Genomic DNA, 13,807 nt, shown 5'->3' with positions numbered 1-13,807 from the left:
ATCAATTAATATAAAGATGAAAAAAATAGTAGTACTAAGTTTATGCAGCGCATTATTGTTCGGTTGTGCTCCTGGTTCTGGTCTAACAAAGCCAAAAAAAGCAAAAGAAATTAGTGAATACATCAATACCATTAACAAAGAAGATTTAAGTAAACACCTATATATTGTTGCTGGTGACGAAATGGCTGGAAGAGACACAGGTTCTGAAGGACAAAAAAAAGCAGGAGAATATCTTATCAATCACTATAAAAGTTTAGGTATTTCTTATCCTACAGGAGCAAGTAGTTATTATCAACCTATTCCAGGGGAATTTATGACTAAAAAATTTGGAAATAAAGTTGACGATTCTGAAAACATTTGGGCTTTTATTAAAGGAAACGAATTTCCTGACGAAATTGTAGTTATTTCTGCCCATTATGACCATGTGGGTAATAAAAATGACGAAATTTATAATGGTGCCGATGACGACGGATCTGGTACTGTAACACTTTTAGAAATTGCAGAGGCCTTTGCTAAAGCGAGAAAAGAAGGAAATGGTCCAAAACGTTCTGTTTTATTTTTACATGTTACAGCAGAAGAAAAAGGGCTTCATGGTTCAAGATATTATTCTGAAAACCCTATTTTTCCTATGAAAAATACTGTAGTAGATATTAATATTGATATGATTGGAAGGGTTGATCCAGAACATGAAGAGAACCCAAACTATATTTATGTTATTGGTTCTGATAGATTAAGCACCGAATTACATGAAATTAATGAAGCCATGAACACTAAATATGTAGGATTAAATCTAGATTATAAATTTAATGACCGAAATGATCCTCAAAGAATATATTTCCGTTCTGATCATTATAATTTTGCAAAAAATGGAGTGCCATCTATTTTCTTTTTTAATGGAGTTCATGCCGATTATCACCAACCTAGTGATACTCCTGACAAAATTAATTATGAATTAATGACTAAAAGAGCGCAATTGGCTTTTGCAGATGCTTGGGAGATTGCCAACAGAGAAAAAAGAATCATTGCGGATAAAAACGGTGAATAGAAACATACAAAAAAAGCTCCTAATTTCTTAGGAGCTTTTTGCTTTTGGGTGAATGATGGGGCTCGAACCCACGACCCTCGGTACCACAAACCGATGCTCTAACCAACTGAGCTACAATCACCATTTGTTTAACGAGTGCAAATATACTACTGTTTTTCTATTCTACAAACAAAAAAAACATAAATTTATTTCAAATCACTTAAACTATTGATTGCCAAATATCTTTCAACTGTAAATCCTTCAGCAAAATCAACTCCTACTATCCTTCCCATATCTTGGGCTCTATATTTTATAGAATCTAAGAAGTTTTTTGAGGTAATTGGAGTGACTGGTTCTTTAGAATTGGGATCATAAAATTGTGAACTGTATGCCAAAACCGATTCCATTTTCGTTTCCATAAAACCAGAAATATCAACCACAAAATCAGGTTCAATATTTTTCCATTGAATGTAATGATACACTTGTTTAGGTCTCCAGTGCTCTTGTTGAACTCCATCTATAGTAGTTTCAATCTTAATTAATCCAGATAAAAAACAAGCATCACTCACTAATTTACTTCCTTTTGCATGATCTATATGTCTGTCATCAAAAGCATTACACAAAACAATTTCAGGTTTGTATTTCCGTATTATTTTAATGATTTCCATTTGATGTGCTTCATCATTTATAAAAAAACCATCTCTAAAACCTAAATTCTCTCTAACGGAAACCCCTAATACGGCTGCTCCTTTAATGGCTTCTTCATCTCGTATAACAGCCGATCCTCTTGATCCTAGCTCACCACGAGTCAAATCTATAATACCAACTTTTTTACCTAATGAAACTTCTTTAGCTATAGTCCCAGCAGCACCTAGTTCAACATCATCAGGATGTGCTCCAAATGCTAAAATATCTAATTTCATATTATTCATAAAGGGTGTTTTTAATCGTTTTTGATTTATTTACAGTTTCTATAAATTCATTTTCTGGATTACTTTCATAAGTAATACCACAACCTACAAATATTGAAACTGTAGTGTTTTTATATTGCATACAACGCAAATTTACAAACAAATCGTTAGCATCAGCATTTTTTCCTTCAAAGAGGTTCATTTCTCCTAAAAATCCGGTATAAAAACTTCGTTCATAACCTTCATGATTAAAAATAAATTTTTTAGCTATTTCTTTAGGAAAACCGCAAACTGCTGGAGTTGGATGCAATTGTTCTAATACATTTTTAATAGAAAATTCTTTATTTAAAACCGCTTCAATATCTGTTTTCAGATGAACTAAATTTCCAGCTTTTACGGTGTAAGGTTCGGAAATTGTTATTGTATCAGAGACTTCTTCTAAAGTTTCTTTAATAAATTCGGATACAATTTTTTGTTCATCTTTCTCTTTCTCGTGCCAAACCACTTTTTCGGAATCTAATTGCGTTCCTGCCAAAGCCACTGTTTTTAGTACATTGTTTTTTGTTTTAACAAATTGTTCAGGAGAAGCACCAAACCAAAGTCCTAATTTAGGATGATACAAAACATATTTAAAAGCTGATGGATAAAGGTTCAAACTGTTTTTAAAAGTTTTAACAAAATCAAAAGTAGCCAAGGCAAATTCTTCATTTCTGGAAAGTACTACTTTTTTAAATTCATTATTTTTAATGGCTTCTACTCCACTTGCAACCAAATGTTCAAAGTGATTTTGAGCATCATTAACTTCTGAAAATAGATGTTTTTTTCCTGCAATAACTTCATTCGAGTATGTTTCATGAATTATTTCAGCATTTGCAGTTGGAAAATAATATTTTTTTTGGCCGTCAAAAGAAACAAATGCAAATCCTGACTCTTTAAAATCATCAATTTCATGCAACAAATCATCGTTCTGAAAAAGTGCAAAAAGTTCATGAGAATCTGGTTTGCAATACATTACAAAAGGCAATTTATTGGTGTAATGTTGTTGACTTTTATGAAAAATATTCATTATTGTTTACGAGGTAAAATCATGTTGGTTAATTTTGATAAGCATACCAAACGGTCTTGTTCGTCAGTTATTCTAATTTCCCATAAATGAATACTTCTTCCTTTATGAATAATTTTAGCTGTTGCATAAACAATTCCTTCTCTTTTAGCTCTCAAATGATTTGCAGATATTTCAATACCTCTTACTTCCGACTTTTCAGGATTTACAAATAATAATGAAGCGGCACTTCCTACACTTTCTGCCAAAGCAACACTAGCACCACCATGCAACAAGCCCATAGGTTGATGAATTCTCGAATTTACAGGCATTTTAGCAGTTAAAAAATCTTCTCCAGCATCAATGTATTCAATTTCTAAGGTTTCCATTAAAGTATTCTTAGACCAATCATTACATAATTGCAACATTTTATCTTTATCAAACATCTTTTTTTTATTTTCTACAAAATTACTCATTTTTTAAAGTTTTGAAATAATAACTTTTATAATTGATTGTTAAATGAGACTAAAAATGTTTTTTTTACGTTACAAATAAATAGTAGATTGAAAATAATAATTACTTTTACGAAAATAAAGCTTACAAATGCGTTACCTATTAGTTACTTTTTTATTTATTGGAGTTTTTTCACTAACTTCATGTAGAAGCGATTTTGATTTTGAATCTAATGTAGGAAATCTCCGTTTTTCTAAAGATACGGTTTACTTAGACACTGTATTTACCAACATTGGGTCAAGCACTTATACTTTAAAAGTATACAACACAACCAACAAAAATATTGCTATTCCGAGTCTTAAATTAGGACAAGGTGAAGCTTCAAAATACCGTTTAATGGTAGATGGAATACCAGGAAAAGTTTTTAATAATATTGAACTTTTAGCAAAAGACAGTATGTTTGTTTTTGTTGAAACTACGATAGATTATAACGATTACGCCAACTCAGAAACTACATTTTTGTACACTGATCGAATTGAATTTGGAACTACAAATGATTTTCAGAAAGTAGAATTAGTGACTTTAGTTCAAGATGCCGTTTTCATTTATCCCGAAAGAACACCAAACGGAACCAATCAATTTTCTTATGAACAGATTTTGTTGGGTATGGATGAAGAGGGGAATAATGTAACCGTCAACGGCAGTAATTTAAGTCAAAACGATGCTGTAAATGGCAACGAATTGCATTGGACTAATACAAAACCCTATGTAATTTACGGTTATGCGAAAATACCTGAAAATGAAATTTTACAAGTTGATGCTGGTGTGAGAGCTCATTTTCATGCGGAATCTGGTTTGATTGTTTCAGAAAATGCATCTCTACAAATCAATGGAACTCATTCTACAACTGAAAGTTTAGAAAACGAAGTTATTTTTCAAGGAGATCGATTGGAACCTATTTATGAAGACGTGGCAGGACAATGGGGAACTATTTGGTTTTTTCCTGGAAGTAAAAACAATTCCATTAAAAATTTAACCTTAAAAAATGCTACTGTTGGACTTCTAGTTTCAGGAAATGACGGAACAATAAACCCAACAATAGAGATAGAAAATACTCAAATTTATAACTGCAGTAACGTTGGCATTTTGGCTAGAACAGGAAATATAACGGGAAAAAATATGGTGATTAACAATTGTGGTCAGGCTAGTTTTGCAGGAAGTTTTGGAGGAAGTTATGATTTTACCCATTGTACTTTTGCTAATTATTGGCCAGTTCCTAACCAAACTTGTGTTTTACTAAGTAATGAAAATATATCTAACACGACTGAAACCGTTTTACTTAAAGCCGATTTTAAAAATTGCATCATTTATGGAAGTTCCAATTTAGGACTTAGTCTTAAAAAAGAAGGCACAATGTTTAATTATAACTTCACCAATTGTTTGATTAAGTTTATAGATTCGGGCAATCAATTTGCTGGTAATGAATTATACGATTTTGCCAACAATCCTCTTTTTCAAGACTGTATTATAGCAAAAAACAGTTCTCAAAATAAACCCGATTTTTTAGCACCTAATGAAAATCAATTGGTTATTGGAGAAAATTCTATTGCCAAAGGAAATGCTGCGTTTAGTTTTTCAGATTTTAAAGACATCACAAACCTAGATAGAACCAATCCATCCGATATGGGAGCTTATAATTTTGCAGTTTTTGATTAACAATTGCATCTTTTTTTTGTTATAAACTTTATTTTGAATGCTTTTGAAATTATAAGTTTTTAGAATAAATTTGCGTCAAGTACGATAATTCGAGAATTGTCCTTAAAACAACAACACAATGATTCACTTTTTCGGTAACGAAACTACTGCACTTTTTGCCGTACAAACGCAAAACGAACTTTCGACAGAAACTATTTCAAAATTAAATTGGTTATTTGGTAACGCACAGAAAATTGATAAATCCGTACTTGCGGATTTTTTTGTTGGACCACGTGCCACAATGATAACTCCTTGGAGTACAAATGCCGTTGAAATTACTCAAAATATGGGAATTTCAGGAATTGTAAGAATCGAAGAGTTTCAAAAAGTAACAGAAGATTTTAAAGATTTTGATCCAATGCTTTCGCAAAAGTATTCGGATTTAAATCAAGAAATTTTTACTATTAATATAAAACCTGAACCTATTTTAGAAATTGAAGATATTGCTTCTTACAACAAAAAAGAGGGTTTAGCCTTAAGCGATGAAGAAGTAGAATATTTACATCAAGTTGCCCACAAAATCAATAGAAAATTAACCGACTCTGAAATATTTGCTTTCTCACAAGCCAATTCAGAACATTGCCGTCATAAAATTTTCAATGGAACATTTGTTATTGATGGTGAAGAAAAAGAAACTTCATTGTTCAAATTAATTAAGAAAACATCTGCTGAAAATCCAAACGATATTGTTTCAGCATATAAAGATAATGTGGCTTTTCTAAAAGGACCAAAAGTGACTCAGTTTGCACCAAAAAGTGCTGATAAAGCTGATTTTTATGCTGAAAAAGAATTCGATTCTGTAATTTCATTAAAAGCAGAAACACATAATTTCCCAACAACAGTTGAACCTTTCAACGGTGCAGCAACAGGCTCTGGTGGAGAAATTCGCGATAGATTAGCAGGAGGACAAGGTTCTTTGCCATTAGCAGGAACAGCTGTTTACATGACTTCTTATTCTCGTTTAAAAGAAAACAATCTAGGTTTTCAAGAAAGAAAATGGTTATACCAAACACCAATTGACATATTAATAAAAGCTTCAAACGGAGCTTCTGATTTTGGAAATAAATTCGGTCAACCTTTAATCACAGGTTCATTATTAACTTTCGAACACGAAGAAGAAGGTAGAAAATTAGGATACGACAAAGTAATTATGCAAGCTGGTGGAATTGGTTACGGAAAATTAGACCAAGCTATCAAGAAAAAACCAAGTGAAGGTGATAAAATTGTAATTTTAGGTGGTGAAAACTACAGAATTGGAATGGGTGGAGCTGCAGTTTCTTCAGCTGACACTGGAGAATTCAGTTCAGGAATTGAATTAAATGCCATTCAACGTTCTAATCCAGAAATGCAAAAACGTGCCGCAAACGCTATTCGTTGTTTAGTGGAAAGTGACGAAAATCCTATCGTTTCCATTCACGATCATGGTGCGGGTGGGCATTTAAATTGTTTGTCAGAATTAGTAGAAGATACAGGAGGGTTAATTGATTTAGACAAATTACCTGTTGGAGATCCAACGCTTTCTGCCAAAGAAATCATCGGTAACGAATCGCAAGAAAGAATGGGATTGGTTATTGGTCAAAAAGACATGGACATTTTACAACGAATTGCAGACAGAGAACGTTCTCCTATGTATGAAGTTGGTGATGTTACTAACGATCATCGTTTTACTTTTCAATCCAAATCTACTGGTTTAAAACCTATGGATTATGCTTTGGAAGATTTCTTTGGAAGTTCACCAAAAACCATAATGACTGACTCAAAAATTGATAGAAAATATTCAGATTTAGAATACTCTCATGAAAATTTAGAAACCTATTTAAAAGAAGTTTTACAACTTGAAGCTGTTGCCTGTAAAGATTGGCTAACAAACAAAGTTGACCGTTGTGTTGGTGGAAAAGTAGCTAAGCAACAATGTGTTGGACCTTTGCAATTACCCTTAAATAATGTAGGTGTAATGGCTTTAGATTATAATGGAAAAGAAGGAATTGCAACTTCTATTGGGCACTCTCCTATTTCAGCTTTGGTAAATCCTGCTGCTGGAAGTAGAAATGCGATTGCTGAATCTTTATCCAATATTGTTTTTGCACCTTTAAAAGATAATTTAAAATCAGTTTCACTTTCTGCCAATTGGATGTGGGCTTGTAAAAATGAAGGTGAAGATGCTCGATTGTACGAAGCCGTTCAAGCTTGTTCTGATTTTGCTATCGAACTGGGAATCAACATTCCAACAGGAAAAGATTCGCTTTCCATGAAGCAAAAATATCCTAATGAAGAAGTAATTGCTCCGGGAACTGTAATTATTTCAGCTGCAGGAAATTGTAACGATATAACTAAAGTAGTCGAACCAGTTTTACAAAAAGATGGTGGTTCAATTTATTATATTAATTTATCACAAGATGCATTCAAATTAGGTGGAAGTTCATTTGCTCAAACGTTAAATAAAATAGGTAATGATGTTCCTACAATAAAAGACTCAAATTTCTTCAAAAAAGCATTTAACATAGTTCAAGAATTAATAAAAGATAATCAAATTTTAGCTGGTCATGATATTGGAAGTGGTGGTTTAATCACAACCTTATTAGAAATGTGTTTTGCTGATACTAATTTAGGAGCAAAAATTTCATTCGATACTTTTACTGAAAAAGATTTAATTAAAATATTATTTTCTGAAAATATTGGATTAGTGCTTCAAGCTAAAGAAGATGCAACCTTTGAAAAAGCATTTGAAGGCTTAGAAATTTTCAAATTAGGAAATGCTACAACTTCTGGAAATTTAGATTTTGGAAATTGGAAATTAGATATTGACACTTACAGAAGAGATTGGTTTGAAACCTCTTTCTTATTAGACCAAAAACAAACGGCTAATAACAAAGCACAAGAACGTTTTGATAATTTTGATAAACAAGAATTAAAGTATAAGTTTCCATCACAATTTACTGGAAAAAAACCAGAAATTGAAACTTCAAAACCAAGACCAAAAGCTGCTATTATTCGTGAAAAAGGAAGTAATTCTGAAAGAGAAATGGCAAATGCAATGTATTTAGCAGGTTTTGATGTGAAAGATATTCACATGACCGATTTGATTTCTGGAAGAGAAAACCTAGAAGATGTTCAATTTATAGGAGCTGTTGGAGGTTTTTCTAATTCTGATGTATTAGGAAGTGCAAAAGGTTGGGCTGGAGCATTTTTATATAATGAAAAAGCAAATACCGCTTTGAAAAAATTCTTCAAAAGGGAAGACACACTTTCTGTTGGAATTTGTAACGGATGCCAATTGTTTATGGAACTAGAAGTCATCAATCCAGAACACGAAGTTCATGGAAAAATGAAGCATAATGATTCTCATAAACATGAAAGTGGCTTTACTTCTGTAACCATTCAAGAAAATAATTCTGTAATGCTTAAAACCTTAGCAGGAAGCACTCTAGGCGTTTGGATTTCTCATGGTGAAGGAAAATTCAATTTACCTTATTCAGAAAATAAATACAATATCGTTGCCAAATATGCATACGAAGGATATCCAGCCAATCCAAATGGCTCAGATTTCAACACAGCTATGATGTGCGATACTACAGGAAGACATTTAGTAATGATGCCTCACATTGAACGTTCTACTTTCCCCTGGAATTGGGCAAACTATCCAAAAGACAGAAATGATAAAGTTTCTCCTTGGTTAGAAGCTTTTGTGAATGCAAAAAACTGGATTGAGATGAAATAAGCATAAGAAAATCAGATAAATAGTATCTTTTTTAATCATTTTATATTTATTATGCGTGCATAATATTTTAATAATCAAAGTGTTATTAAACAATTCTTTAATTAATCGTTAAAAATTGTAAATTATACATTTTTTTATTAATTTGCATGAATATTAAATAAAATTTTATGAGCAACGTTACACGTTTATTTGATTTTCCCTATTATCAATTAGAAAAATTTGATATTCCGGATGCATTAGTTACCAAATATGGTGATCAGTGGGTTAAAACTTCAACGCAAGAGTATATTTCAAAAGCCAATTCTATTTCCAGAGGATTAATTCGTTTAGGCGTTAAACCTAACGAAAAAATTGGATTAATTACATCCGCTAATAGAACCGAATGGAATATTTGTGATATTGGAATCATGCAAATAGGTGTTCAAACCGTACCAATTTACCCAACTATTGCTGCTGAAGATTACGAATATATATTGAATCATTCCGAATCCGTTGTTTGCTTCGTATCGGATCAAGAAGTTTATGACAAACTAATTTCTGTAAAAGCAAATATTCCTACGCTTAAAGAAATTTATTCTTTCAACGATATTGAAGGTTGTAAAAGTTGGAAAGAAGTTTTGGAACATGGAAAAGACACCATGAATCAAATTGAGGTAGAAACAAGAAAAAGTAGTGTTAACGAAGATGATTTAGCTACTATAATATACACTTCTGGTACTACTGGCAGACCAAAAGGGGTAATGCTTTCGCATAAAAACATTGTCAGCAATGCCAAAAATTCTGCTCCTAGATTTCCTGTACAACCAAGAGAAACTAAAGCACTAAGTTTTTTGCCTGTATGTCATATTTACGAAAGAATGCTTTTGTATTTATATCAATATACTGGAGTTAGCATCTATTTTGCTGAATCAATTGAAAAAGTAAGCGACAATTTAAAAGAAGTACAACCACAAGTAATGACTGCTGTTCCTAGAGTTTTAGAAAAAGTATATGACAAAATTATTGCTAAAGGAACAGAACTTACTGGAATCAAAAAAGGCTTATTCTTTTGGGCTGTAAATCTTGGTTTAAAATATGAACCTTACGGAAAAAATGGTTGGTGGTATGAAAAACAATTAAGCATTGCCAACAAAATAATTTTTAGCAAATGGAGAGAAGCTCTTGGTGGAAACATTCAAGTAATCGCTTGTGGTAGTGCAGCTTTACAACCAAGATTAGCAAGAGTTTTTAATGCTGCAGGAATGAATGTAATGGAAGGTTATGGTTTAACTGAAACTTCTCCAGTGATTTCTGTAAATGATATGAGAAATAATGGTTTCAGAATTGGAACTGTAGGAAAAATTATTGATGAATGTGAAGTAAAAATTGCCGAAGACGGTGAAATACTTTGCAAAGGTCCAAACGTAATGTTAGGCTATTATAAAGATGAAGAAAAAACAAACGAAGTTTTAAAAGAAGGATATTTTCATACAGGAGATATTGGTGAAATTGATGCTGACGGATTCTTAAAAATTACAGATCGTAAAAAAGAAATGTTCAAAACTTCTGGTGGTAAATACATTGCTCCACAAGTCTTAGAAAATTCATTCAAACAATCTCGTTTTATAGAACAAATTATGGTTGTTGGTGATGGTGAAAAAATGCCAGCAGCATTAATTCAACCCAACTTTGAATTCGTAAAAGAATGGGCATCACGAAGAAAATTAAACATTGGCGATTTAAATGCTGAAATTGTTTCTAATCCAGAAGTAATTAAAAGAATACAAGAAGAAGTTAATGAAATCAACGAGCGTTTTGGAAACTGGGAAAAAATCAAACGATTTGAACTTACTCCAGATATTTGGTCCATTGAAGAAGGCCATTTGACTCCAACAATGAAATTAAAAAGAAAAAATATTAAGGAAATTTATATCAATTTATATAATAAAATATATACAAATTAATAATTTAACAATTTATTAATCAAATAATATCAAAAATACTATGCGTGCATAGTATTTTTTTTTATCTTTGAAATTCATAAGATTTATATGAAAGACAAAACAATAGATTATATGCTTCGTGCAACTTGGCAAGCTGTAGCAAGAATGTATAACGAAGAAGCCTCAAAATATGGTGCCACAATGGCAACTGGATTTGCTCTATTGAGTATAGATAAAGATAAAGGAACGCCTTCTACTGCACTAGGACCTAAAATGGGAATGGAAGCAACAAGCCTTACCAGAACATTAAAATCAATGGAAGAAAAAGGATTAATTGTAAGAAAAAAAAATCCAGAAGATGGAAGAGGTGTAATTATTGAACTCACCGAAGCTGGTCAAGAAAAAAGAGCCCTTTCAAAAACTACAGTACTTCAATTTAATGAATCTGTAAAAAGAGTTGTCTCAGAAGAAAAATTAAATCACTTTATGGAAGTTGCTGAAATCATAAATGAATTAATTACTGATAAAAAAATATATTTAGAACAAGAATTACAAAAAAAATAATATTTCACCTATGAAACGTACTATAAAAAAAGTTGCTGTTATTGGATCAGGAATTATGGGAAGTGGTATCGCTTGTCATTTTGCAAATATAGGAGTTGAAGTCTTATTACTAGACATCGTTCCCAGAGAATTAACAGAAGCTGAACAAAAAAAAGGATTAACTTTAGAAAGTAAAGTCGTTAGAAATCGTTTGGTTAATGGCCATTTAACTACAGCGTTAAAATCGAAGCCCTCTCCTATTTATCATCCAAGTTTTGCAAACCGAATTACAACGGGCAACACAACAGACGATATAAAAAAAATTGCCGATGTAGATTGGATTATTGAAGTTGTTGTTGAAAGACTTGATATAAAAAAATTAGTTTTTGAACAAGTTGAAAAATATAGAAAACCCGGAACTTTAATTACTTCAAATACTTCTGGTATTCCAATTCACTTCATGAGTGAAGGAAGAAGCGAAGATTTCCAAAAACACTTCTGTGGAACACATTTCTTCAATCCAGCACGTTACTTAAAATTATTTGAAATCATTCCTGGACCACAAACTTCTCAAGAAGTATTAGACTTCTTAAATGGTTATGGTGAAAAATTCTTAGGAAAAACTTCAGTTATTGCCAAAGATACTCCAGCTTTTATTGGAAATAGAATCGGAATCTTCGGAATTCAAAGTTTATTCCACCAAGTAAAAGAAATGGGATTAACGGTTGAAGAAGTGGATAAATTGACTGGTCCAGTTATTGGTAGACCCAAATCGGCTACTTTCAGAACTGTTGATGTTGTTGGATTAGATACTTTAGTTCATGTTGCCAACGGAATTTATGAAAATTGCCCAAATGACGAAGTTCATGAATTATTTAAACTTCCAGAATTTGTAAACAAAATGATGGAAAACAATTGGCTAGGAAGTAAATCTGGTCAAGGTTTCTACAAAAAAGAGGGTAAAGATATTCTAACTTTAGATTTAGACACTTTAGAATATAGAGCTAATAAAAAAGCTTCATTTGCAACTTTAGAATTAACAAAAACTATCGACAAACCAATTGATAGATTCAAGGTTTTAGTAAAAGGAAAAGACAAAGCAGGTGATTTCTACAGAAAGAATTTCACTTCAATGTTCCAATATGTTTCAAACAGAATTCCAGAAATCACAGAAGATTTATACAAAATCGACGATGCCATGAAAGCAGGTTTCGGTTGGGAAAATGGACCTTTCGAAATTTGGGATGCTATCGGTGTTGAAAAAGGAATCGAATTAATGAAAGCGGAAGGTTATGAACCAGCTGCTTGGGTTAACGAAATGTTAGCCGCTGGAGTTACTTCATTCTACAGTATAAAAGAAGGAGCAACTTACTTCTACTCTACTTCAAACAAAAAAGTAGAAAAAATTCCAGGTCAAGATGCCTTCATCATCTTAAACAACATTCGCGAAAGCAAAAAAGTTTGGAACAACAGCGATTCTATTATCACGGATTTAGGTGATGGAATTATCAACTTAGAATTTACTTCAAAAATGAATTCAATTGGTGCTGGAGTTTTACAAGGAATCAACAAAGCAATTGACATTGCAGAAAAAGAATACAACGGATTAGTAATTGGAAATCAAGGTGCAAATTTCTCTGTAGGAGCAAATATTGGAATGATTTTCATGATGGCTGTGGAGCAAGAATATGACGAATTGAATATGGCTATCAAAATGTTCCAAGACACTATGATGCGTTGTCGTTATTCTGCAATACCAGTTATAGCTGCTCCTCACGGAATGACGCTTGGTGGTGGTTGTGAATTAACTATGCACGCTGATAGAGCTGTTGCTGCTGCTGAAACCTATATTGGTTTAGTAGAATTTGGAGTTGGTGTAATTCCTGGTGGTGGTGGTTCTAAAGAAATGGCTTTGAGAGCTTCAGACCTTTTCCGTAAAAATGATGTGGAATTAAATGTTTTACAAGAATATTTCTTAACTGTTGGAATGGCAAAAGTAGCTACATCAGCTTATGAAGGTTATGACAATGGTGTATTAATTAAAGGTAGAGATATTGTTGTAGTGAACAAAGACCGTCAAATTGCAACAGCGAAACAAGTAGCCATGCAAATGGCTGAACAAGGATATACGCAAGCTCCAAAAAGAAAAGATATCAGAGTTCTTGGAAAACAAGCTTTAGGAATGTTCTTAGTAGGAACTGACAGCATGGAAGCTGGAAAATATATCTCAGAACACGACAAGAAAATTGCCAACAAATTAGCTTATGTAATGGCTGGTGGAGATTTGTCTGAGCCAACAATGGTAACAGAACAATACTTATTAGATCTAGAAAGAGAAGCCTTTTTATCATTAACTGGTGAAAGAAAATCGTTAGAAAGAATTCAACACATGTTAACTAAAGGGAAACCGTTGAGAAATTAATAGTAAGTATTAAGACT

Annotated in this window: 9 protein-coding genes and 1 tRNA gene; 6 read left to right on the top strand and 4 right to left on the bottom strand. The window is 32.3% G+C overall.

The genetic code is table 11. The features are described from left to right. Positions 1–16 precede the first annotated feature (16 nt). On the top strand, positions 17–1,045 hold the full coding sequence (locus ACTF56_RS07700; RefSeq protein ID WP_438966331.1) for a M28 family metallopeptidase: 1,029 nt from the start codon (positions 17–19) through the stop codon (positions 1,043–1,045). Positions 1,046–1,091: 46 nt separating this feature from the next. Here ACTF56_RS07700 and ACTF56_RS07695 read toward each other — a convergent pair. The 4 genes from ACTF56_RS07695 to ACTF56_RS07680 form a co-directional block, all read right to left on the bottom strand. Next, positions 1,092–1,167, bottom strand: a tRNA-His gene (locus ACTF56_RS07695). Positions 1,168–1,230: 63 nt separating this feature from the next. Next, the gene (gene bshB1 / locus ACTF56_RS07690; protein ID WP_438966365.1) at positions 1,231–1,947 is read right to left on the bottom strand and encodes a bacillithiol biosynthesis deacetylase BshB1; all 717 of its coding nucleotides are present in this window, start codon (positions 1,945–1,947) and stop codon (positions 1,231–1,233) included. 1 nt (position 1,948) lies between these two features. Next, positions 1,949–3,001, bottom strand: coding sequence for a chorismate-binding protein (locus ACTF56_RS07685; RefSeq protein WP_438966330.1), 1,053 nt, complete (start codon positions 2,999–3,001; stop codon positions 1,949–1,951). Continuing rightward, positions 3,001–3,453, bottom strand: a complete 453-nt coding sequence (locus ACTF56_RS07680) for a PaaI family thioesterase (RefSeq protein ID WP_438966329.1) — start codon at positions 3,451–3,453, stop codon at positions 3,001–3,003. The genes ACTF56_RS07685 and ACTF56_RS07680 overlap by 1 nt, the downstream gene beginning before the upstream one ends. A gap of 127 nt (positions 3,454–3,580) precedes the next feature. On the opposite strand from ACTF56_RS07680, the gene ACTF56_RS07675 reads away from it, so the two are divergent. The 5 genes from ACTF56_RS07675 to ACTF56_RS07655 all read left to right on the top strand — a co-directional run bounded on the left by ACTF56_RS07675 (position 3,581) and on the right by ACTF56_RS07655 (position 13,790). Next, on the top strand, positions 3,581–5,146 hold the full coding sequence (locus ACTF56_RS07675; RefSeq protein WP_438966328.1) for a hypothetical protein: 1,566 nt from the start codon (positions 3,581–3,583) through the stop codon (positions 5,144–5,146). 118 nt (positions 5,147–5,264) lie between these two features. Then, complete coding sequence (purL, locus tag ACTF56_RS07670) at positions 5,265–8,903, top strand: phosphoribosylformylglycinamidine synthase (protein WP_438966327.1); 3,639 nt, start codon at positions 5,265–5,267, stop codon at positions 8,901–8,903. 167 nt (positions 8,904–9,070) lie between these two features. Beyond that, on the top strand, positions 9,071–10,846 hold the full coding sequence (locus ACTF56_RS07665; RefSeq protein ID WP_438966326.1) for an AMP-dependent synthetase/ligase: 1,776 nt from the start codon (positions 9,071–9,073) through the stop codon (positions 10,844–10,846). An 87-nt stretch (positions 10,847–10,933) separates the two neighbouring features. Next, positions 10,934–11,389, top strand: a complete 456-nt coding sequence (locus ACTF56_RS07660; protein WP_438966325.1) for a MarR family winged helix-turn-helix transcriptional regulator — start codon at positions 10,934–10,936, stop codon at positions 11,387–11,389. Between the two features lie 10 nt (positions 11,390–11,399). Then, positions 11,400–13,790 carry a 3-hydroxyacyl-CoA dehydrogenase NAD-binding domain-containing protein gene (locus ACTF56_RS07655; RefSeq protein ID WP_438966324.1) on the top strand — a complete coding sequence of 797 codons (2,391 nt, stop codon included), beginning with the start codon at positions 11,400–11,402 and terminating at the stop codon, positions 13,788–13,790. Positions 13,791–13,807 lie beyond the last annotated feature (17 nt).

Origin of the sequence: Flavobacterium sp. (genome assembly GCF_965657075.1) — a bacterium.
Taxonomy (GTDB): Bacteria; Bacteroidota; Bacteroidia; order Flavobacteriales; family Flavobacteriaceae; genus Flavobacterium.
This window is presented reverse-complemented; position numbering and strand designations above follow the sequence as displayed.